This window comes from Synechococcus sp. WH 7805 (genome assembly GCF_000153285.1).
Taxonomy (GTDB): Bacteria; Cyanobacteriota; Cyanobacteriia; order PCC-6307; family Cyanobiaceae; genus Synechococcus_C.
The window spans coordinates 1,804,727-1,826,045 of record NZ_CH724168.1; the positions used below are offsets into that span (position 1 = coordinate 1,804,727).

The following is a 21,319-nucleotide window of genomic DNA, read 5'->3' on the forward strand; positions in this document are numbered from 1 at the left end:
TAACCGAGCTCCATAGTGACCCCAGCGATCCCGTGATGCCAAATCGTTGGCACTTGCGCTCAACGCCATGCCCATGGAACGGTTGTTGGGCTTGGGAGAGGGAATGGCGAGCGATCTGCTGAGTACGGAGGCCGTTTTGCAGTGGCTGCAGACACCGTTAGGAGCTCTGGTGTTCATCCCGCTGTATGCGGTTTGGGTCACCGTGCTGTTGCCTGGTCTCTGGGCTTCGATGCTGGCGGGAGCGCTGTACGGCACCTGGTGGGGCAGCCTGATCGTGTTCGCTGGAGCCACGCTCGGGGCGGAAGCCGCTTTCTTGCTGGGGCGTTATCGATTGCGTGGCTGGGCACAAGCTCGCCTCAAGCGCTTTCCAAAACTGCTTGCAATCGAAAAGGCGGTGAGCCGTGAAGGCTTCCGGCTGGTGCTGCTCACCCGGCTGTCTCCGGCCTTTCCTTTCTCTCTGCTGAACCTCGCCTATGGGCTTAGCGACGTCAGTCTGCGGGACTACAACCTTGGCTTGATCGGCATCATCCCTGGCACGATCTTGTTTTGCGCGCTGGGTGCGCTGGCTGGAAGCGCTGCTCGTTTCGGGGAGGTGTTGGCGGGGGAGACGACTCCTCAGGCCTGGGTGTTGCGGGTTGTCGGTGTGCTGGCCACCGTTGCCGTTGTGTGGCTGGTGGCTCGCGCTGCTCGCAAGGCCTTGCAGGAGGGATCAGAGCTTGATCAGGAGCCGGCGGGTTGATCGGGATCCGGGAGGCGCCAGTCGCGGACTGCGGCGATCAGCACAAACCAGATCAACCGGCCTCTGGCCCGCAATCCCTTTCGTGCACTCAGGTCGGCATATTTGGCGCGACCGCAGTCGGTTTTGATCCAACGAAACACCGAGGGCCTTTGATAGTCCTGTTGGGTCACGAGGATGGCTCCGAGGCTTCTTTGTATTTAAAGATCTGATTGGGAATCACGCTGATGGTGGTCCTGATGTCATCCAGGCCTAGATCAGTCCGGGCACGTTTGGAAATGCGGTCATTCAGCTCTTGTGCCACTCCATCGGTGACCAGGCCTTTCGGTGCACTGAGCACCAGATCAACCGTGGCTTCGTTATCCACAACACGGACGTTGCTGTAAAGCACGCGCACCCTCTGCCAGAGATAGGGATTTTTCCGGGTGAGTTCAAACTGACGCACCCGCCCGGCTTTGAAACTGGCGAACTGGCCATCCAGTTGTTGCTTGTTGCTGAAGTCGCGCAGGGATGAGGACAGGGGGATCGAGAGCAAACCCAGAAGACCGAGCCACACCAGAAGATTGCGCCAGCTCTGGGCCACCGATCCGTAGTGCTGGATCAAGAAAATGAACAGGCTGGCCACGGTGATCCCGATCAGGTTGGCCAGGAACAACAGGAGCGATCCCTCGGCGATCTGATTGGTGATCCCCGCCACTGTTCCCCGTCCGAACACTGCCACCACTTCCTGGCCCAGGCTCAAGCCGATGCCGCAGACGCAGAGGGGAGGCACGAGGGCCACAGCGATGGCGACACCGGCGATCGAGTTCGACAACCCCGCTCTCGTCATGCTGAAGGATCCGGCAACGGCCGCGGCGATGGCGATGCCGAGATCGATCAGGTTCGGGGCTGTCCGGGAGATCATCTCCCGATTGACTTCGCTCACATCGAGCAGCATCGACAGGAATGCCGCTGTCCCCACCACCGTGAGTACACCAAGGAAAATAGTGAGCAGGGAACGTTTCGCCAGGGTGTTGTTGCTGATGGCCAGAGCAAAGGCCAGGCTCAGAATCGGGTCCATCAACGGGGCCACGATCATGGCGCCGATCACCACGGCGGTGCTGTTGGAAATCAGCCCGAGAGTGGCAATGACCGCTGAACACAGCAGCAGCAGAAAGAAGCCCAGGGACGGTTTTGAGGAGGCAATGCGTGCTTTGTAGAGCTCTTTGCGTGGGACGCGCTGCTCGAGGTTGATCTGCCATTCCCCTGTGAGTGCTTCGACCGCGACAGAGATCAGATTTGGCATCGGTTTTGTTGTCTCAGTTCAAAGCGGATGAATGGAGTCGGCGCTGTCTTGGATCAAGAGCATCAGTGCTGCTTCATCGAGCACGCTGACACCGAGTGATTTCGCTTTTTCCAGTTTGCTGCCCGCTTCGTCACCAGCCACCACGAAACTGGTTTTCTTGCTCACAGAACCGCTCACTTTGCCCCCTGCGGCTTCGATCAAGGCCTGGGCCTGGGATCGGGAGAGCGAGGGCAGGGTGCCAGTGAGCACAAAGGTCTGGCCGCTGAGCTGTCCGCTGCCGTTGCTGCGATCCGCCAGTGTTTGGCGTTCCTGGTCCGAGGCGGCCAGCGTGAGGCCGACATCGCGCAGTTGCTGAAGCAGATCCTGGTTTGCCGATGTGCTGAACCACTGCTGCAGACTCTGGGCGATCTCCGGGCCGATGCCGTGCAAACCGGTGATCGCCTCCGGCTGGAGAACGGCTGCGTCAGCGAGGCTGTCCGCATCAGGAAAAGCGGAGGCCAGGGCCTTGGCATTCACCTCACCAACATGATGGATCCCCAGGCCGTAGAGCTGGCGTGACCAGGGCTGAGAGCGGGATTGCTCGAGAGCAGCCACCAGATTGCTGGCACTTTTCTCACCCATGCGCTCCAGGCTGGTGAGCAAGGCGGTGTCGAGGCGGTAAAGGTCGGCGATCGAGCGCACAAGGCCGCGCTCCACAAGCTGTTCAATCAGCTTGCTGCCGAGGCCGTCCACATCCAGCGCACCCTTGCTCACCCAGTGGCGCAGGGCGCCGCTCAGGATGGCGGGACAACTGCTGTTCACACAGCGTGTGGCAGCTTCACCGCTTTCGCGCACGAGATCCGAGCCGCAGGACGGGCAGTGATGCGGCAGTTCCAGGGGCAGGGCACCCTCCAAACGCAGTTCGGGGAGTACTCGCAGCACTTCAGGGATGATCTCCCCTGCCTTGCGCACGATGATGGTGTCGCCGCTATGCAGGTCAAGCTCCTGCAGTCGATCGGCGTTGTGCAGGGTGGCGCGACTGACGCTGGTGCCCGCCAAGGAAACCGGCTCGAATTCGGCAACGGGTGTGACCACGCCAGTGCGGCCCACCTGGCAGGTGAGTTTGAGCAGGCGGCTGGGAGCCTCTTCTGCCGGGTACTTGAGAGCGATGGCCCAGCGAGGCGCTTTCTGGGTGAAGCCAGCGGCGTCCTGCAGGCGCAGGTCGTTGAGTTTCACCACAACACCGTCGGTGGCGTAGTTGAGATCGTGGCGGCGGCTGTCCCAGTCGCTGAAAAACTGCTCAACGGCCTCCAGGTTTGGGAGCAGGGCGGCGTTGGGGTTCACGCGGAAACCTGCATCCTCCAACCAGCGCAGGCTCTCCCACTGGCTGGCGGGGCGTTGTCCCGACCACTCCTCGGGGAGGTGAAGGGTGTAAGCGAAGAAGTCGAGGCGTCTTGCGGCCACCACCTTCGGGTCCAGCTGACGCAGGGTGCCGGCGCAGGCATTGCGGGGATTGGCGAAAAGGGGCTCGTCGCGAGCAGCCCGCTCCCCGTTAATGGCGGCAAAGGTGCTGTCGGGGATCAGAGCTTCCCCGCGTACCTCCACCCAGGCGGGTGGATGATCGAGGTGCAGGCGCAGGGGAATGGAGGCGATCGTGCGCACATTGGCTGTGATCTCTTCTCCTTGATCGCCATCACCACGGGTCGCGGCGCGCACCAAAACGCCGTTCTCGTAGCTCAGTGCTAGAGCATTGCCGTCGATCTTCAGTTCTCCCACCATCGCCAGAGCCGGCAGGGGAGAATCCGATGGGGGCTCGCGGTCGAGCACCTTGATCAGCCGGGTGTACCAGCCCCGCAGCTCGTCAGCACTGAAGGCATTGTCGAGGCTGAACAGAGGGACGCGGTGGGTGACACTGCGAAAGCCTTCGGCCGGAGAGCCGCCCACCCGTTGGGTGGGGCTGTCGGCCTCAACCAGCTCTGGATGCGCTGATTCGAGGTCAAGCAGTTCTCGGTAAAGCCTGTCGTAAACCGCATCCTCGAGGTCGGGAGCATCAAGCACGTAATAAGCATGCGCGGCTCTGTTGAGCAGCTGCCTCAGTTCGGCGGCGCGCTCCTGCAAACCCTGCGGGATTGAAGTGGACACGGAGGGGCAGTCAGCTCTTGACGTTGGCGTTGACGGTGGCGATGCGGTCGATCTTCCAGTTGTCGTCCACCTTGGTGAAGGTGAAATCGAGCGGCATCTCCTCTTTGTCTTCGGCGATCAGTTTCACCGTGAGAATCATGTTGCCTTCCTGAAGCCGGGGACGGCCTGATTTGAGGTTGCGGAAGCGATTGAGTTTCAGTCCGGCCAGATAGCGGATGAACTGCTGGCGGTTCACATGCTGGCGGTAGGTCTTAGTGGTGAGGAGGTAGGCCGCATCCACCCGTCCAGCGGCCACCTGGGTGAAGAACTGCTTGATCAGGGGATTGATGCCGCGGGCGCTGAGCACCAGTTTCACGGCGGTGATCGTCCAGTAGAGGAGCAGTGCGCCACCGCCGGCGAGCAGTGCCTTGCTTCCGATTTCCCGCACCAGACCCAGATCCATCAGCCCATGCCATTTGGACCGTGAGTCTGACTGACGATCCGCTGGATGGAGGCAGACTGGGCCGACCTCCCGCGTCCGGCGACTGCCGACCATGCCGCTCGAGCCGTTGTTGCCGTTGTTTCATCGGCTGAACCGTGAACACTTCGAGGGCTCGCTCACCCAGGGGCATCAGCCCCTGGTTGCCGTTCGCTGGAGCGATGGCCGGCTTCGCCGCACCGCCGGTCTTTATCGGCGTGGTGTTTCCGTGGCACCCCCCCTCGGCAGGGAGATCGTGTTGTCGAGGCCCCTGTTGGGGCAGCTGCCGCGCGAAGCCACGGAGAGCACCCTTTGCCACGAGATGATTCATGCCTGGGTGGATCTCGTGCTGAAGAGCAACGAAAGCCATGGCCCCAACTTTTTGGCGCGCATGCAGGCCATCAATGCGGATCAAGATCGCTTTGAGGTAAGCGTTCGACATCGTTTTCCGGTTCCGCAGCAACCACCGCGCTGGATTGCTGTTTGCCCGCGCTGCGGACGGCGGACGCCCTACCGGCGGCGCGTGAAACAGGCCGCTTGCCGCCAATGCTGCAATCAGCATCATGGTGGTCGTTGGCATCCCAGTTGTCTGCTTGGCTATGTGCCGGCCCAAGAGGAGAGCTGACGTTCATGGATCTGTTTCTCTGGGTTTTGGAAATGGGCGGTGTGTCCATCGCTTTGATCGGCTTGCAACGGGAACGTTGGTTGGAGCACCGGCGTCGGTAACGTTTAAAGATGGATGCACGTCGACAACGCCGCCAGCGTGGTGCTGAGCCATTGGATTCGAAATTTGATCAATGGATTGAAACGGGTCGGCAACTGGTGGATGGAGTCTCCGGTGCCCGTCCGGGTCGACGTGGTGGTGGGCGGCCGCAGTCCGGATCGCGCTTCGATGCCGTGGGCCGCTGGGTGGGTGATCGGATGGATTGGCTTCTGGATGAAGAGGACGACTGGAGTGAGCGGCCACCTGCCCCTGAGCCATCAACTGTGGTGAGGCCTCGTCCCTCAGGGAAGCGACCATTGGATGCGATGTCGCGGCGGCAACCGCTGTTGAAGCCTCCTGCCGAGATGAGTCCTCCGCCGTTTGAAGAGCCCGCTCAGGAGGATTGGCCCGACGATGATGACTTTCGTGTGGAACGCTGGAGTCGCTCGGACGGTGCACCTTTACCCCCATCTCCACCCTCCGCTCCAGCTTCCCGGGCCTCGGGGCGACGCTCCCTTCCCCGCTCCAGTCGTCGGCGCGACGGAGCCTGACGTTCGATAGCCCCTAGGCTCCGCCCAACTGAATCAACCGACATGAGCAACCTTGTGGTTGTGGGCTTCCCAAAGGTCACTGAGGCTGAGGAAGTTAGGCGTGAGCTGGTCACCATCCAGCAGGAGCATCTGATCACCCTGGAGGATGCGGTCGTGCTTGAACACGGTGACGATGGTCATGTGCATCTGCGCCAAGCCATCAACATGACCGCTGCCGGTGCCATGGGCGGCACCTTCTGGGGTCTGCTCATTGGTCTGATCTTCGCCAATCCCCTGTTGGGTGCGGCCGTTGGGGCTGGCGCCGGTGCCGCTTCCGGTGCTCTCAACGACATCGGAATCAACGACAAGTTTCTGGAGGAACTGGCGGAGACGTTGCCCCAGGGCAGTGCAGCTCTGGCTCTATTGGTGCGCGATTCCACGCCGGATCGGGTGATCGAGCGCCTGCGCCGCCATGCACCCCATGCCCGGTTGATTCACACCAACCTCAGTCACACCGATGAAGAGGCCCTCAAGGAGCAGCTGGAAACGGCTCGCAAGCAGGCTGAGGCTCTCAGGCTTGCGTGACTTGCCGATGCACCCGATATGGGCAACCGCGCCGGTTCAGCTGCTGGTTCACCGCGTCAACGAGGTCAGGCGGCAGCTCCTCTGCCATCTGATCGGCGCTGGTGGTGATTGAAGGTGATCCATCAGCCATGGCTTCAAGAAGATCCGTCCATTGGCTCACGTGCTGCGCACGGCTGACCGGGTGATGTCCGTGACGCTCCAGAACTGCCGCACAGAGATCGGCATTCCAGAGGGCTGAGCGGCCTTTGCTGTGAGGAGCACGTTGCTCGGCGGCACCAATCTCGAGTGCTGCAGGGGTTGGACATCCATGGCGGTCTCGCCATCCTTCCTGCTCGAGCATGCGTCCGCAGTGACTTGCTGAGATTCCGAACCTGCGGCCGAGATCGTTGAGGTTCAACCAGGTGGAAGTCGCCATGGAATCGATACCGATAGACGCATGATTGCCCGTGCACGACATGCGGCAAGTTGTCAAGTTCAAATCCGCACTAAACGCTTGGTTTCTTCATGACGTTGTTTGAAGCGGTCGACGTGGAGCTTCCCCAAGCCAGCGTTCCAGGGCTGGGTTGAACACTTCGCGGATCACGGTCAGTTCCCGCCCCTGTCGGAAGAAGCGGTAATGGCGGCTCCAGAACGGTCCTTGTTCACCAAAGCCCTGTTCCAGCCAGGGAGCTGTCACTAGAGCCAGGCCATCCACTTCTCGGAATAGTTCCGAGCGTCCCTGGGTGAGGCTGAGCCAGATCGGCAGGTTGCGGTCCTGAAGATGCTGCTCCGCTTCCGTCTGGTTCCACCAGCTTTCCGCCCAGGCAAGGGTGGTGCCCCCGCACTCCAGCCAAACCTGGCGTCGCAGCAGGGGATGGCTGAGTTCACGCACTTCTTGTGGCGCGCCGTTCAGTGCTTGATCAGCCTCCATGGCAATGACGCGCACGGCGACTGGATGGTTTGTCAGCAAGCGCAGGTGCCTCGTTGGACTGCCATCACCGAGCAGCATCAATCGCCAGGGGCCAGGAAGCCAGCCGGGTTCTTCTCCCGCCAAAACAGCCGACGTGGGTGCTTCCCAGAGCACAGCTGGCGAGGGGGTCAGGGTTTCGGAGGGGCTCAGAATGCGCCTCCCACCGAGAGTGATCGGAGGGAACCGCCACGTTCGATCACCGCACCGTTGGCCGTCACGCTGCGCAGGGACCAGCCACTGTTACCGATGCTCTCTCCTGGTGCTGCCGATAGAGACTGGTCACCGAGTTGAAAAATGGCGGATCCCTGGCCCCCGCCGCTATGGACCACACCCACGAGGAGGGGCTCCGGTGTGGCTGGCGCCAGTGCTGCTGCCTCAGGTGGGGATTGGGATCGAATAGGAATGGTCACCGGCTCCAGTTGCTGAATGGTTGACGGGGCTTGAATCGGCTCCTGGGCTTCCTGAACCGCGGTGGTTGCATCTGCGGGCTGGGTCTCCAGCGCGCGCTGGCGCAGCTTTTCAATCAGCGCCAGGTTGCGTTCCTTTTGCAGTGCCTGTTGGGCGTTCCACCACTGGAGACCCAGGGTGAGGGTGCCCAGCACTCCCATCAGGGTCAGCACCAGCAGGCTGATTGGGACGCGCGAACTTGGCTGTGTGTCCTTGGACTTGGGCGTTTTTGGCGTGGCGCCAGCTGACGGTGGCGCATTCACTTCACTCACCTGCACCTGAACAGCGTCGAGCGTGCGTTCCCCGCCGCTGAACACCCGATCCATCACCTGCTCAGCACGCAAGTTCCAGTAGGCCCGGGATGTGGAAAGGCGTGGCGACACCGCAGGTCTTTAGCTCCCGTAACGCTATCGAGCCTGGCCGGTGGGGGCGAGGTCTGGAGCGTTCGACGGATTACGCCGCTGTTGAAGCTCCAGCCACATCAACAGAGCGGTGAGGTCGGCCTGGCTCACGCCAGGGATCTGGCTGGCTTGCCCCAGGGTGATCGGGCGAACGGCCGTGAGTTTTTCACGCGCTTCCCGCGACAAGGTGCTGATCTTGGCGTAGTCGATGCTTGCGGGAAGCTTCCGCCGGCTCTGGCGTTTCACCTGATCGATCTGCTGCTGTTGGCGCTGCAAATAACCGCTGTATTTGATGTCGATTTCCGCGCCTTCTCGAACCGGCAGGGGCAGGTCGGCATCGGCAAGGCCGTGGTGCACCAGATCGTCCGCATGCATTCCGGGTCGACGCAGTAGGTCGGCCAGAGTGATGGAGCCCTTGATCGAAGCGCCCGTTTGCGCTTCCACTGCTGGGGCCACTGGATCGCTCACTTTCAGTCGTTGAGTTTCCAGCCGCTGCTTTTCGCTTTCCAGGGCGGTGAGCTTCTGTTCAAACATCTGCCAGCGCCGGTCATCGATCAGGCCGAGCTCACGACCCAGGGGCGTCAGCCGGCGGTCGGCGTTGTCACCCCGCAACACCAGGCGGTATTCGCTGCGGCTGGTGAGCACCCTGTAGGGCTCGCGCAGATCCTTGCTCACGAGATCGTCGATCATCGTGCCGATATAGCTGCCTTCCCTGGGAAAGTGCACGGCGCTCTGTCCGCGGATGCGTCGCGCGGCATTGAGGCCGGCCACCAGCCCCTGGGCCGCGGCTTCCTCATAGCCCGTGGTGCCGTTGAGCTGTCCGGCGCTGAACAGCCCCTCCACCCGTTTGGTTTCCAATGATGGAAAGAGCTGGGTCGCGGGCAGGTAGTCGTAATCCACGGAATAGGCCGGGCGCAGCATCACGGCTTGTTCCAAGCCCGGCAGGCTGCGCAGCAGTTGCAGCTGAATCGGTTCGGGCAGCCCCGTGGAGAACCCCTGCACGTAAATCTCTGGGGTGTCGCGTCCTTCTGGTTCCAGAAAGATCTGGTGGCTGTCTTTGTCCGCGAAGCGAACGATCTTGTCTTCGATGGAGGGGCAGTAACGCGGGCCTTTGCTGTCGATCACGCCGCCATAGATGGCGGTGAGGTGGAGGTTGTCTTTGATCAGCTGGTGGGTGGCGGCTGTGGTGCGGGTGATGTGGCAGCTCATCTGCTCACCGCTCACCCAGGCGGCGGGATCAAATGAGAAAAACCGGTCGGCGGCGTCGCTTGGTTGTTCGTCGAGTTGATCGAGGGCAATGCTGCGCCGATCCACCCGGGCTGGTGTGCCTGTTTTGAGCCGATCGGTGTGGAACCCAAGCTGCTGCAGGGCGTCGGTGAGGCCTTCGGCGGCCTGCTCGCCGGCCCGGCCTGCGGCCATGGATTGATGCCCCACCCAGATGCGTCCGCCGAGGAAGGTGCCGGCGGTGAGCACCACGGCTTTGGCTTCGTAGGTGCTGCCGAAATAGGTGCGTACACCGGTGATGCGGGCGGCAGGACCCTGGCTTGGATCCCAGGATTCACCACCACCGCTGGCATCGCCCTCAATCTCCAGTCCGGTGACCATCGCCTCGCGCAGGGCGAGGTTGGGGGTGTGCTGTAGCAGCTGCAGCATCTGGCGCGAGTACTGGCGCTTGTCGGTTTGCGCTCGCAGGGCCCAGACGGCGGGGCCGCGGCTGGCGTTGAGGATGCGTTTCTGAATCGCCGTGGCGTCGGCGAGTCGGCCGATCACTCCGCCAAGGGCATCCACCTCGTGCACCAGTTGGCTTTTGGCTGGGCCGCCGACGGCGGGGTTGCAGGGCTGCCAGGCGATGCGATCGAGGTTGAGGGTGAAGAGTGCTGTGTTCAGTCCGAGGCGAGCAGCCGTGATGGCGGCTTCACAGCCGGCATGGCCACCGCCAACCACGATCACGTCGAAGGATTCGGTGGGGGCGGCGGAAAAGCTCATGTCCTCATTATCAATCGCTGTCCCTGACGCCAGGTTTGAGTGGGTCGCTGCGCAAGACAGCGGGCGCAGTGGTCAGATTTCGGTTCAAGCCCAACTTGATCAGCTCATTGCTGTTGGATCCAGTGGGCCACTTGTTTTGGAAACGCTTCACCCTCAGTACACAATGCAGGTGATCTGTCGGTAGGCACTCCTTCTGTTCCAGGTGGTTTATTGCAGTGAGGTGTTGTCCGATCGGCCTTTTCGATTGGATCGGCTGAGTGTTGCGACAAAGGTGCGTTTGCCAAAGCGGCGAACCTTATGTCGCCAAGGTGGTAACCATTTGGTGGTTCTGCGCAAAGCCTTGAGCCAACCTGCAACATAATTCCGATGGGCTTGTGGGCTTAGAAGCCATCGGGCGATGTAGGACGAGCCAACACCAAGGAGCAGAATTCGACCGATCCACATAATGAGATCGCTTCACGCCGCCAGGTTTCGGAAACGAGTGAACTGGGGCTCGAACAGAAGCTTCACGGTTCCCACCGGGCCGTTGCGGTGCTTGGTCACGATCACTTCGGTGATGCCGCGGTCGGGGGTCTCCGGGTTGTAGTACTCGTCGCGGTAGATCATCAGCACCAGGTCGGCGTCCTGCTCGATCGAGCCCGATTCGCGCAGATCGCTCAGCATCGGTCGTTTGTTGGTGCGCGACTCCACGCCACGGCTGAGCTGGGAGAGGGCGATCACTGGCACGTTCAGCTCCCGGGCCATGCCTTTGAGGGCACGGGTGATGCGGGAAATCTCCTGCACACGGTTGTCGGGGCTGGATCCTTCCATGAGCTGCAGGTAGTCGATCACCACCAGACCCAGTTCCTTGCCCTGTTCCGCCATCAGGCGCCGGCAGAGGGAGCGCATCTCCAGAACGCCGGAGTTGGGTTTGTCGTCGATGTAGATCGGCAGTTGCCCCAGGGTGTTGATGCCCTGGCCGAGCAGAGGCCACTCCTCCTGCTGCAACCGGCCAGTGCGTAGCCGGCCGGCTTCGATGCCCACCTCCATCGAGAGAAGCCTGTAAGTGAGTTGTTCCTTGCTCATCTCCAGGGAGAACACGCACACCGGCAGGTCGTGCAGCTGGGCCACGTTCTTGGCCAGGTTGAGCACGATCGAGGTTTTGCCCATGGCCGGCCGGCCGGCCACGATGATCAGGTCGCTGCGTTGCAGGCCCTGGGTCATGGCATCCAGGTCGTAGAAATTCACCGGGATGCCCGCCACAGACGTGCCCAGCGACCGGCTTTCGATCTCGTTGAACGTGCTGGTCAGGATTTCAGCGGTGGGCGTGAGGCCCTTGGAGGGTTTCTCTTGGCTGATCGCAAAAATCTTCTGTTCGGCTTGATCCAGCACCTGCTCCATCGGCAGGCTTTGGTCAAAGCCCAATTGGATCACCTCGTTGCCGGAGCGGATCAGCTGCCGGCGTAGGAACTTGTCCATCACCAGGCGGGCCACCTGCTCGATCGAGGCCGTGGAGGCCACCCGTTCCACCAGCTCCACGAGCCTGCTGCTCCCTCCAACCTTCTCCAAGGCACCTGTATCAGCAAGCCAGGCGGTCATGGCTGTGAGGTCTGTGGGTTTGCCCTGGCTGTGGAGCATCACCGCGGTGCGAAAGATCTCCCGATGCGCACCGAGATAAAACGCCTCCGGCTGCAACACATCGGCCACCCTGCCAATGGCATCGGGGTCCAGCAGGATGCCGCCTAGTACAGCTTCCTCTGCCTCAACGTTCTGGGGCGGCACGGAATCCGGCAGGGCTTCGAAGTTGGGTTCGTCCCGCCGACGTCCCTTGCTGTAGCCGTGGCGATCCCCATCGGCGGACTCGCCGCCGGCATCCGTCAGGGGAACGCTCACCATGGGCCTGACCTTTCAACGCCGACGCCCACTCTGGCGTACTTGCGAACACGCAACAGAGTGGGCTGTGACGGCCTTACGCATCCAGCCGTGACCTGGGTCAGTAGCTGACCACTTCCAGGTTGATCTCAGCGGTGACTTCACTGTGCAGCTTGACGCTGACCTTGTAGTTGCCGGTGCGGTGGATGTCGGGAACGGTGATGTCGCGTCGATCCACTTCCTTCTTGGTGGCTTCTTCGATCACTTCCGCTACGTCGCCGTTGGTGACGGTGCCGAACAGCACGTTGTCATCGCCTGTCTGCTTCTTCACGGTGAAGCGACCGATGGTGTCGAGGGCGGTGCGGAAGGCCAGGGCCTCTTGCTTGAGTGCGGCCTGGCGCTCAGCCTCCTTGGCCCGACGATGCTCCACCTGCTTCATCACCGCTGGGGTGACTGGGACGGCTTTGCCATAAGGGAGAAGGAAGTTGCGGGCATAACCAGGAGCAACTTCCACCATGTCGCCATCCCGACCGAGGCTGAGAACGTCCTCATTCAGAACGACTTGTACGCGCTTGGCCATGGCGATGATTCCGGACGACGTCTAATGAGCGATCGAGAATTTTACGATGCCACGGGTAGGCGTACTTTCGTGGCCAGTCCCAGGGCCCGCATCAGGCGGATGTGCTCCCAGGTGAGGTCGATCTGTCCCTGCTGCAGTCCGTGGCGGGCCGAGTGCGGATACGCATGGTGATTGTTGTGCCAGCCTTCGCCGAAGGTGAGGGCCGCAACCCACTTGTTGTTACGGGAGGCATCACCGCTGTCGTAAGCCACGGTCCCCCAGCAGTGGGTGGCGGAATTCACAAGCCAGGTGACGTGATACACCAGCACCAGGCGCAGGGGAATGCCCCACAGCACCAAGGCCCAGCCGCCGGCTCCGGTGGCGGTGCCAATCCAGAACAGCAGGCCGGCCAAGGGCAACTGCAGCAGCAGGAAATTGTTGTTCAGCCAGCGGTAGTAAGGATCCTGTACCAGGTCGCCGGTCATGCGGGGCACGGCCTGCATGGCTGTGACGGGCTGGAGCATCCATCCCATATGACTCCACCAGAAGCCGCGATGGCTGTTGTGGTGATCCGCATCCGTATCGGAAAACTTGTGGTGATGGCGGTGCAATCCCACCCAATCAATCGGCCCGTGCTGGCAGCTGAGGGCGCCGCAGGTGGCGAAGAAGCGCTCGAGCCAGCGAGGGAGTTGGAACGATCGGTGTGACAGCAGGCGGTGGTAGCCGATGGTCACGCCCAGGCAGGCGGTGACCCAGTAGAGCACCAGCAGGCTGGCGGCGGCTTGCCAGCTCCAGAACATCGGCAGCAGGGCCAACAGGGCCAAGCTGTGGATCACGATCATGAAACCGATCGTCACCCAGTGAAGACCTTCTGCCGGTGCTGCGGGGGTCTCGCCGTTGCGGGGCTGGCGCAGCAGGGTTGCAAGTGCCTGGGCCCGGTGCGAAGCTGCTGGTCGACTGGGTGGTGATGGCGCAGTGATGACGCTGGAAGCCATGGCCTAATCCGGTTAATACTCGAAAGTTTATACCCGATACGGATCCGTATCAAGCAATGAGCAACGTCAGTGATACTGATCCTGTGACCAGGAGTTACCGCGACCAGCTTGAGGAGGGCCGGCGGGCGATGGCCCATCTCCTTCACGTCTGGCATGAGCGCAATGGTTGGTCGCACAAGGTGTTGCCTGCCTTGGCTGACGCGCTCGATCTGGGGCGTGTGCATAACTCCCAGATCTCCAACCTCCGCAACGGCAAGCTGGCATCACCAGGCCCAGAAGTGTTTCTTGCTCTCGGTCAGGCCAATGCTGTCCTGCATGCCGGTCTTGCTCCGATCCAAGAGCACCTCGCTGAGGTTCATCCCGATCTGCTCAAGGTGCTGACAAACGGAGCCGTGCCGTTGCTCGATTCCCAATCGAATCCCCTCGGTGCCGGTGACCTTTTCGAAATCTTTGTCGGTTTGGCCTCGCTTCCACCTGGTTTTGATTGGCGAATTGCACCGGAGGAGTCGGCTGTCCTCAGTGCCTCCATCGCTGACAGGCTTTGTCGCGGGCAGTCCTGGCGTCAGTGCCGTGATGCCGTGATGGAGGCCTATCCGGTCACCAAAAGCCAACGCCGCGAACGTTTCGCAGAAGTGATGGCAGGAATGCGGGACTACAGCGCTGAGGAACTCGATGGTGAGTTCCTCGATCTCCATGCCACCCATCTCAAGCTTGAGGGCCGGCAGGGGCTCAGCGCTGAAGACTTTCTTGCTGAGCTTCGCTCGGGCTCTCAACCGGGGTAGCGAGCCTGGCGAACACGGCGGGTCAATCCCAATTTCTGAAGCAATCGGATGTGCATCCAGGTGATGTCGAGTTCGAACCAGCGCAGACCATGCCTGGCGCTGGCCGGATGGGCGTGATGGTTGTTGTGCCAACCCTCACCGAAGGACAGCAGCGCTACCCACCAGCAATTGCGGGATAGGTCCGGGCAATTGAAATTCCGATAGCCGAATGCGTGGGTGGCGGAGTTCACCAACCAGGTGACGTGATACACGACCACGAGTCGTAAAGGAATGGCCCAGAGCACGAGTCCGAGTCCCCCGCCGTGCACATCAGCCGCATTGCCGTACCAGTACAGAGCAAGACCCAGGGGGATCTGCAGCAACAGGAACCAACGATCAAGCCACACATAGAAGGGGCTACTCAGCAAATCTCCTGCAAAGCGCTCCTTATGTTCCAGAGCCGGGATTTCATGAAGCATCCATTCGCTGTGGCTCCACCAGAGGCCGCGACCGGCGTCGTGGTGATCATTGGGCTGGTCGGAGAAGCGATGGTGATGGCGGTGGAGCGCAATCCATTCGATTGGACCGCTCTGGCAGGCAAGGGTGCCCATGAGCACCAAGGTTTTCTCAAGCCATGACGGCACCTCGAAGCTGCGGTGCGCCACCAGTCGGTGCAAACCCAGGGTTACACCGAGCACCGTCATCCAATACAGAACGGCGAAGGTGGCGATGCCTTGCCAGCTCCAAAACCGGGGCAGCAGGGCCACTGTGGCGAGCACGTGCATCACCACCATGAAGCCTGTGGTTCCTCCCTTCAAGCGCCGCTGGCGCTGCGGCAAGGGTGCACGGGGTGCCATGACGGCTGCGCGCATGCGCAGGTCCCGTTGGCTGCCGCTGTCGACTGGGTTGGTGGTGACCAAGAAAACTCTCCATGATCCGATCCAGCTGCTGTCCGAAGGGATACAGAAGGAGCGAAAACAGACGGTTGGAGATGTGAATGTAAAAGAACACAGCAGGTTCTTCGCGGGTTACCGATGGCAATGGGTTCAGAACGGTCGGGGACACGTCCCTCCCAAACGCCCTTGGAACCCAGCCAGGCTCTGGCTTTGGCGCGAGCAAGGGTTGAAGCCGTTCGCGAGCGCTTGGAACCTGTCGCCCGAATGCGAACAGCCGCTGTCGCTCCTCGGTTGCGACGGGTTCTGGACGCTTTTGCGGCGGAACGGGTGGGTCCGCAGCACTTCGCCTCGGTGAGCGGTTACGGCCATGGCGATCAGGGGCGGGAGGTGATCGACCGGGTGTTCGCCCGGGTGTTGGGCGCAGAAGCCGCAGCGGTGCGACTGCAATTCGTCAGCGGCACCCATGCCATTGCTGCAGCGTTATTCGGAGTGCTCCGTCCAGGGGATCGCATGGTGTCGATCACCGGACGCCCTTACGACACCCTGGAAGAAGTGATCGGTCTGCGGGGTGAGGGGCAGGGATCCTTGAAGGACTTCGGCGTTGCCTACGAGGAGCTTCTCCTGCGTCCGGACGGGTCGGTGGATGAGCAGGGAGTGGAGCAGGTACTTGATCAGCCCTGCCAATTGGTGTTGATTCAGCGCAGTTGTGGGTACAGCTGGCGCCCTTCTCTCAGCGTGCAGACGATTGGCAGGCTCTGTGAGCGGATCCACCGATTGCAGCCCGACTGCATCTGCTTTGTCGACAACTGCTATGGCGAGCTTGTGGAAGAGCAGGAACCGCCTGCCGTGGGAGCCGATCTGGTGGCCGGTTCTCTAATCAAGAACCTCGGAGGCACGATCGCCCCTGCCGGTGGTTATGTCGCCGGCCGCAGTGATCTGGTGGAGCAGGCCTGTTGTCGCCTCACAGCTCCTGGTATCGGCCGGGAAGGCGGAACGGGCTTCGATCTGCATCGGTTGCTGCTCCAGGGGCTTTTTCTGGCTCCGCAAATGGTTGCGGAATCTCTGATCGGAGCCGATCTGGTGGCTGGAGTGTTCGCGGATCTTGGCTTTCGCGTGCAGCCAGCGGCCGGGGCGTTGCGCAGTGATCTGATCCAAGCCGTGCAGTTGGGTGATGCTGAGGCGTTGAAGGTGGTGTGCCGTGCCTTTCAGGCCTGTTCACCGGTGGGCTCCTATCTCGACCCGGTGCCGGCGGCGATGCCCGGGTATGCCAGTGATCTGGTGATGGCAGGAGGCACGTTCATCGATGGCAGCACCAGTGAATTTTCCGCTGATGCCCCATTGCGGGAACCCTTCAATCTTTACGTGCAGGGCGGGACACATCGCGCCCACGTGGAGCTCGCTGTGATCGATGCACTGACGGCACTGGCTGCAGCAGGACGGCTGGATCTGGCCCACACTGGGTGAACATTGCCAAATGCCGGCCCGATGGCCTTCGACTTCCCCGATTCGTACCGTTACGCCGACAGCCACGAATACGCCTGGCAGGACGCCGACGTCGTCCGGATCGGGCTCAGTGCCTATGCCGTTGACCAGCTCGGGGACATTGTTTTTGTGGATCTGCCGGAGGTCGGGGCTGAACTCAACCGTGGCAGCAGCTTTGGAACCGTGGAGTCGGTCAAGGCCGTTGAGGAGATCTATGCACCACTCAATGGGGCTGTGCTGAAGCGGAACGATGCCTTGTTGGCGAATCCGGAAGAACTCCAAAATGACCCTCATGGCGAGGGTTGGCTGCTGGTCATCCAACCCAGTGACCCGGCCCAGATGGATCAGCTGATGGATGCGGCGACCTATGCGGCCAAAGTGGCAGCAATCTGACACTCAGGGCACTTGGATTGGATGTTTCTTACAGTCGATTCATTGCTGAGGCCCCATGACCCTGCTCGATCAGCGGACGGCGGCCTCGAAGACTGTTCAACCAATTTCTCCCTTCGTCCGTCGCCACATCGGACCTGAGCCCCAGGCTGTGGACCAGATGTTGCAAGCCCTTGGATTTGCAGATCTCGACGCCTTCATCCAAGCGGTTGTTCCAGGTGACATCCTCGATCCAGAGCCGCCTTGTGCGGATCTCCCCGAGGGAGTCGATGAAGCTCCTGCCTTGGCTGAATTGCGAACGATTGCCAGTTGCAATCAGCTGAGCCGTTCCCTGATCGGCCTTGGTTATTTCGAGACGGTCACACCGGCTCTGATTCAGCGCCAAGTTCTAGAAAATCCATCCTGGTACACCGCTTACACCCCTTACCAGGCGGAGATCGCCCAAGGGCGCCTGGAGGCGCTGCTGAATTTTCAGACTCTCATCAGCGAGCTGACGGGACTGCCGATCGCCAATGCGTCTCTGCTCGATGAGGCCACGGCCGCCGCTGAGGCCATGTCGATGAGCTTTGGCGTATGCAAACGCGAGGGGGCAAACCGCTTTCTGGTTGATGCTGCTGTTTTGCCGCAAACCTTGGCGGTTCTGCGCACCCGCTGCGAGCCCATCGGAGTGCAGCTGGACGTTGCTGAACCGGAGGCCTTCCGCTGGGGGGATGACGTTTTTGGGGTCTTGCTCCAACTTCCCGGACGTTGCGGGCGGCTTTGGGATCCTCGTGCCTGCATAGAACGTGCCCACACCCATGGTGCGCTGGTCACCGTTTCGGTGGATCCACTCGCGCAGGTGCTCTTAGAGCCCGTGGGCGCACTCGGTGCGGACATTGCAGTGGGTAGTGCCCAGCGCTTTGGGGTTCCGATGGGTGGGGGCGGACCCCACGCAGCGTTCTTCGCCACCCGAGATGCTTACCGCCGTCAGGTGCCTGGCCGGCTGGTGGGTCAGTCCCGCGATGCCGAGGGGCGTCCTGCCCTACGGCTGGCCTTGCAAACCCGTGAGCAGCACATCCGCCGGGACAAAGCCACTAGCAACATCTGCACCGCTCAGGTTCTGCTCGCCGTGATGGCGTCCTTCTACGCCATCCATCACGGCCCCGAGGGTCTTGAGACCATCGCCAACCGGATTGTGATGTTGCGCTCTCGTCTGGAGCTGGGGTTGGCTGCGCTCGGTTTCCCTGTGCCAGGTGGCGTTCGCTTCGACAGTGTCGACGTGCATTGCCCCCAGGCTCCACTCGTCCATCGTCTGGCTGCTCGCGAGGGTTACAACCTGAGAGTGCTGCCCGACGGTGTGCCGGCGGACGAAGCCCATGGTTTTGGCATCAGCCTTGATGAGCTCAGTGATGAGGCCGAGATTCAGAGCTTGCTCTCCATCTGCGCAGAGGTTGTTCAGACGGTTCCACCTGTGTCTTCGCAGCCATCGTCTCCAGCGGAGGTGATGGCTGGGGTGCCTTTGCGTCAGCGTCCCTGGCTTCAGCAGAGCGTGTTCCATCGCTATCGCAGCGAAACCGAATTGATGCGCTACATCCAGCGCCTCGTCAGCAAGGATCTGTCGTTAGTGCACGGCATGATCCCGTTGGGGAGCTGCACGATGAAGCTCAACGCGGCGGCCGAACTAGCCCCTGTGAGTTGGCGTGAGTTCGCTGCGGTCCACCCCTTTGCTCCCGTGGCGCAACAGGAGGGGTTCCAGGCGTTGATCCGTGATCTGGAGCGTTGGCTTGCCGCTCTGACGGGCTTCGCCGGAGTTTCACTGCAGCCCAATGCCGGATCCCAGGGGGAGTATGCCGGTCTGTTGGTGATCCGGGCCTGGCATCGTTCCCGCGGGGAGGCCCAGCGGGATGTGTGCCTCATTCCCACCAGCGCCCATGGCACCAATCCCGCCAGTGCGGTGATGGCTGGACTGCGTGTGGTGGCCGTGGCCTGTGATGAGGAAGGCAATGTGGATGTGGGGGACCTGCGATCCAAAGCCAGGGAGCACGCTGATGTGCTGGCTGCACTGATGGTGACCTATCCCTCAACCCATGGTGTGTTCGAAACCCGGATTCGAGAGATCTGCTCTCTGGTTCATGAGCATGGCGGCCAGGTGTATCTCGATGGCGCCAACCTCAATGCCCAGGTGGGGTTGTGCCGCCCCGGTGCCTTCGGCGCCGATGTCTGCCATCTGAATCTGCACAAAACTTTCTGCATTCCCCACGGTGGAGGTGGCCCCGGGGTGGGTCCGATCGGGGTTGCTGCTCATCTCCAGCCTTTTCTGCCGGGCCATCCGCTGATGCCGTGCGGAGGCAATCAGCCGATTTCATCAGTGTCAGCGGCGGCCTGGGGCAGTGCTGGAATCCTGCCGATCAGCTGGATGTATCTGCGCATGATGGGTGCTGAAGGGTTGCGCACCGCTACGGCGGTGGCTCTGTTGTCGGCTAACTACCTGGCCCATCGCTTGCATGCGCACTATCCCGTGCTGTTTCGGGGTGAAGGAGGTCTGGTGGCCCATGAATGCATTCTTGACCTGCGCGGACTCAAACGCAGCGCAGGGCTGGAGGTGGATGATCTCGCCAAGCGTCTGATGGATTACGGCTTTCATGCCCCCACCGTGAGTTGGCCTGTGGCCGGCACCGTGATGGTGGAGCCCACAGAGAGCGAAAGCCTGGAAGAACTCGATCGTTTCTGTGACGCCATGATTGCCATCCGGGAGGAGGTGTCCCGCATTGAGAGCGGAGAGAGCGATCGTGACAACAATCCCCTGAAACGCTCACCCCACACCCTGGCAGCCGTGACAGACGACCACTGGGAGAGGCCCTACTCGCGTCAAGAGGCAGCTTTCCCCTTGCCTGGCCAGCAACAGAACAAGTTCTGGCCGGCCGTAGCCCGCATTGACAATGCTTTTGGAGATCGCAACCTGATCTGCACCTGCCCGAGCGTGGCCGAGCTGGCTGAATCGCTCCCAGTGCGATAAATTTTCACTGAAATCGAAAATTAAACGTTCGATTTTTGTTTGTGCAAATGGTTTGATCACCACACTGCACAGCATCGCGTCGCATTTAAGGGGATTCATGATCAGCGACACACCCAACGGGTCATCGTCATCCACCCAGGATGGGGATGGTCTCCAGCTTCCTGAAATTCCTGAATGCCTCGAGGCAGCGTTTGGTCGAGGTCACACACTGCCTATTGAAGGCACCAATGTGTTGCGCGTTCCGTTTGGCGTGCGCCAAGCCCGTCGTCAGCGTCCTCAGCGCCCAGAACGTTGGGCCACTTTAGTGATCCCTTTCCAGCCCCAGGGTTCACCGACACCGCCTCCTCAGGCCGCCTGAGCGACTTCAGGCAATTGAAAGCAGGCTCCTTTCCTGCTGAAGCCTCCAATCCACCAGTGCCTTGACATCCTCCAGCGAGCAGGTGGGTGTGCGGAATGGGAGCAGTTTCATCGGGCTGCGTTCTGGTCGGACCAGCCAGCTGTGGTTGCGTTGTTGCAGCAGAACGAACCCGCGGTAACGAACCGCGTATTGATGCTCTTCTTGGAATCCCATTCTCGAGGGGATAGCGTGTGGTGACGCTGCCATTTCAGGGCACAACATGTGGGGTGTGTGCGAATTACTGATTCTCTTCGGGATCGGGTTTCGATTTGTTTATCGCATCGGCGTTGTGTTGCTCTCGAGGCAGTTGATTGCAGGTTTTTTGATTAAGTACCGGTAATCAATGTGCTTCCTTCTGCCTGGAATCTCAAAGGCACTGTGTCGATGAAGGCCCTACACCTGGTGTCTTGGTCAGGGGCATGCTGATCCGCCAATGGGGTGGTGTGAATCCGCCAGAGTTACTTTCTTTTCAAGTTCTTCATCATGGCTGCTCGACTCAGGGCAGGTTGGTTTGAACATGGTGATCGTCATGCCGAGGATGATCACGGCCGCTCCCAGCAGTCCGATCAGTGGTCCTGGTGCTGTTCACCGGCCCATGCTGATTGTGCTTAATGATCGTGATGATTGATACCAGAGGTATTGCGAAACAACGATCATCAGAGCGGCACATCGAAGCATGATCAACGAAAAGAACCCTTGCTGAGGGGCGCAAACTGTTGAAAACCAAGAAGTGACCCGGTAACAACAAAGAACAGCTGCAGTTGAACTTGCATCGATGCCATGGAGCGCGACA

General features: G+C 61.0%; 23 protein-coding genes. 9 read left to right on the forward strand and 14 right to left on the reverse strand.

The genetic code is table 11. The features are described from left to right. The first annotated feature begins 103 nt into the window (after window positions 1-103). Window positions 104-739: a TVP38/TMEM64 family protein gene (locus WH7805_RS09340; RefSeq protein WP_038005322.1), complete on the forward strand. Its 636-nt coding sequence runs from the start codon at window positions 104-106 to the stop codon at window positions 737-739. On the opposite strand, the gene WH7805_RS09345 is transcribed toward WH7805_RS09340, so the two are convergent. Genes WH7805_RS09345 through WH7805_RS09360 form a run of 4 tightly spaced genes read right to left on the reverse strand, consistent with a single transcriptional unit; the run spans window position 721 to window position 4,584 of the window. Then, entirely contained in the window at window positions 721-909 is a 189-nt protein-coding gene (locus WH7805_RS09345; RefSeq protein ID WP_006042821.1) for a hypothetical protein, read from the reverse strand. The two genes, WH7805_RS09340 and WH7805_RS09345, sit on opposite strands and share 19 nt — an antisense overlap. Next, a complete protein-coding gene (locus WH7805_RS09350; RefSeq protein ID WP_006042822.1) occupies window positions 906-2,021 on the reverse strand; it encodes a DUF389 domain-containing protein in 1,116 nt (371 codons plus the stop codon). Before WH7805_RS09350 ends, WH7805_RS09345 begins: the two co-directional genes overlap by 4 nt. An 18-nt stretch (window positions 2,022-2,039) precedes the next feature. Then, window positions 2,040-4,118, reverse strand: a complete 2,079-nt coding sequence (gene ligA, locus WH7805_RS09355; protein ID WP_006042823.1) for an NAD-dependent DNA ligase LigA — start codon at window positions 4,116-4,118, stop codon at window positions 2,040-2,042. A gap of 34 nt (window positions 4,119-4,152) precedes the next feature. Next, window positions 4,153-4,584 carry a hypothetical protein gene (locus tag WH7805_RS09360; protein WP_038005324.1) on the reverse strand — a complete coding sequence of 144 codons (432 nt, stop codon included), beginning with the start codon at window positions 4,582-4,584 and terminating at the stop codon, window positions 4,153-4,155. A gap of 91 nt (window positions 4,585-4,675) precedes the next feature. On the opposite strand from WH7805_RS09360, the gene WH7805_RS09365 reads away from it, so the two are divergent. The 3 genes from WH7805_RS09365 to WH7805_RS09375 all read left to right on the forward strand — a co-directional run bounded on the left by WH7805_RS09365 (window position 4,676) and on the right by WH7805_RS09375 (window position 6,417). After that, complete coding sequence (locus WH7805_RS09365; protein WP_006042825.1) at window positions 4,676-5,224, forward strand: SprT family zinc-dependent metalloprotease; 549 nt, start codon at window positions 4,676-4,678, stop codon at window positions 5,222-5,224. A gap of 110 nt (window positions 5,225-5,334) precedes the next feature. Beyond that, complete coding sequence (locus tag WH7805_RS09370) at window positions 5,335-5,853, forward strand: hypothetical protein (protein WP_006042827.1); 519 nt, start codon at window positions 5,335-5,337, stop codon at window positions 5,851-5,853. A gap of 42 nt (window positions 5,854-5,895) precedes the next feature. Continuing rightward, window positions 5,896-6,417: a DUF1269 domain-containing protein gene (locus WH7805_RS09375; protein WP_006042828.1), complete on the forward strand. Its 522-nt coding sequence runs from the start codon at window positions 5,896-5,898 to the stop codon at window positions 6,415-6,417. On the opposite strand, the gene WH7805_RS09380 is transcribed toward WH7805_RS09375, so the two are convergent. From WH7805_RS09380 to WH7805_RS09420, 7 genes are all read right to left on the reverse strand, one after another. Next, window positions 6,404-6,832 (reverse strand): hypothetical protein, encoded by a 429-nt coding sequence (locus WH7805_RS09380; RefSeq protein WP_006042829.1) that lies wholly within the window; start codon window positions 6,830-6,832, stop codon window positions 6,404-6,406. The two genes, WH7805_RS09375 and WH7805_RS09380, sit on opposite strands and share 14 nt — an antisense overlap. A gap of 87 nt (window positions 6,833-6,919) precedes the next feature. Next, on the reverse strand, window positions 6,920-7,480 hold the full coding sequence (locus tag WH7805_RS09385) for a chorismate lyase (protein ID WP_006042830.1): 561 nt from the start codon (window positions 7,478-7,480) through the stop codon (window positions 6,920-6,922). Between the two features lie 32 nt (window positions 7,481-7,512). After that, window positions 7,513-8,196: a hypothetical protein gene (locus WH7805_RS09390; RefSeq protein WP_006042831.1), complete on the reverse strand. Its 684-nt coding sequence runs from the start codon at window positions 8,194-8,196 to the stop codon at window positions 7,513-7,515. 24 nt (window positions 8,197-8,220) lie between these two features. Continuing rightward, complete coding sequence (gene mnmG / locus WH7805_RS09395) at window positions 8,221-10,200, reverse strand: tRNA uridine-5-carboxymethylaminomethyl(34) synthesis enzyme MnmG (RefSeq protein WP_006042832.1); 1,980 nt, start codon at window positions 10,198-10,200, stop codon at window positions 8,221-8,223. A gap of 456 nt (window positions 10,201-10,656) precedes the next feature. Then, the gene (dnaB, locus tag WH7805_RS09410; protein WP_006042835.1) at window positions 10,657-12,075 is read right to left on the reverse strand and encodes a replicative DNA helicase; all 1,419 of its coding nucleotides are present in this window, start codon (window positions 12,073-12,075) and stop codon (window positions 10,657-10,659) included. A gap of 97 nt (window positions 12,076-12,172) precedes the next feature. Continuing rightward, on the reverse strand, window positions 12,173-12,631 hold the full coding sequence (gene rplI / locus WH7805_RS09415) for a 50S ribosomal protein L9 (protein WP_006042836.1): 459 nt from the start codon (window positions 12,629-12,631) through the stop codon (window positions 12,173-12,175). A gap of 41 nt (window positions 12,632-12,672) precedes the next feature. Beyond that, complete coding sequence (locus tag WH7805_RS09420; RefSeq protein ID WP_006042837.1) at window positions 12,673-13,605, reverse strand: fatty acid desaturase; 933 nt, start codon at window positions 13,603-13,605, stop codon at window positions 12,673-12,675. A gap of 56 nt (window positions 13,606-13,661) precedes the next feature. Here WH7805_RS09420 and WH7805_RS09425 point away from each other — a divergent pair, with 56 nt between their 5' ends. Then, window positions 13,662-14,387 (forward strand): hypothetical protein, encoded by a 726-nt coding sequence (locus WH7805_RS09425; protein WP_006042838.1) that lies wholly within the window; start codon window positions 13,662-13,664, stop codon window positions 14,385-14,387. On the opposite strand, the gene WH7805_RS09430 is transcribed toward WH7805_RS09425, so the two are convergent. Next, on the reverse strand, window positions 14,375-15,286 hold the full coding sequence (locus tag WH7805_RS09430; protein WP_006042839.1) for a fatty acid desaturase: 912 nt from the start codon (window positions 15,284-15,286) through the stop codon (window positions 14,375-14,377). The genes WH7805_RS09425 and WH7805_RS09430 overlap by 13 nt on opposite strands. A gap of 120 nt (window positions 15,287-15,406) precedes the next feature. Here WH7805_RS09430 and WH7805_RS09435 point away from each other — a divergent pair, with 120 nt between their 5' ends. The 4 genes from WH7805_RS09435 to WH7805_RS09450 all read left to right on the forward strand — a co-directional run bounded on the left by WH7805_RS09435 (window position 15,407) and on the right by WH7805_RS09450 (window position 20,487). Then, window positions 15,407-16,726, forward strand: coding sequence for a methionine gamma-lyase family protein (locus tag WH7805_RS09435; protein ID WP_083773584.1), 1,320 nt, complete (start codon window positions 15,407-15,409; stop codon window positions 16,724-16,726). A 21-nt stretch (window positions 16,727-16,747) separates the two neighbouring features. Continuing rightward, on the forward strand, window positions 16,748-17,137 hold the full coding sequence (gene gcvH, locus WH7805_RS09440; RefSeq protein WP_006042841.1) for a glycine cleavage system protein GcvH: 390 nt from the start codon (window positions 16,748-16,750) through the stop codon (window positions 17,135-17,137). Between the two features lie 55 nt (window positions 17,138-17,192). Continuing rightward, on the forward strand, window positions 17,193-20,129 hold the full coding sequence (gcvP, locus tag WH7805_RS09445) for an aminomethyl-transferring glycine dehydrogenase (RefSeq protein ID WP_006042842.1): 2,937 nt from the start codon (window positions 17,193-17,195) through the stop codon (window positions 20,127-20,129). Between the two features lie 97 nt (window positions 20,130-20,226). After that, a complete protein-coding gene (locus WH7805_RS09450) occupies window positions 20,227-20,487 on the forward strand; it encodes a hypothetical protein (protein ID WP_006042843.1) in 261 nt (86 codons plus the stop codon). A 6-nt stretch (window positions 20,488-20,493) separates the two neighbouring features. On the opposite strand, the gene WH7805_RS09455 is transcribed toward WH7805_RS09450, so the two are convergent. Both WH7805_RS09455 and WH7805_RS15105 read right to left on the reverse strand, forming a co-directional pair. Further along, window positions 20,494-20,700 (reverse strand): hypothetical protein, encoded by a 207-nt coding sequence (locus WH7805_RS09455; RefSeq protein ID WP_006042844.1) that lies wholly within the window; start codon window positions 20,698-20,700, stop codon window positions 20,494-20,496. A 237-nt stretch (window positions 20,701-20,937) separates the two neighbouring features. Then, entirely contained in the window at window positions 20,938-21,072 is a 135-nt protein-coding gene (locus WH7805_RS15105) for a hypothetical protein (RefSeq protein WP_255344564.1), read from the reverse strand. Window positions 21,073-21,319: the final 247 nt, after the last annotated feature.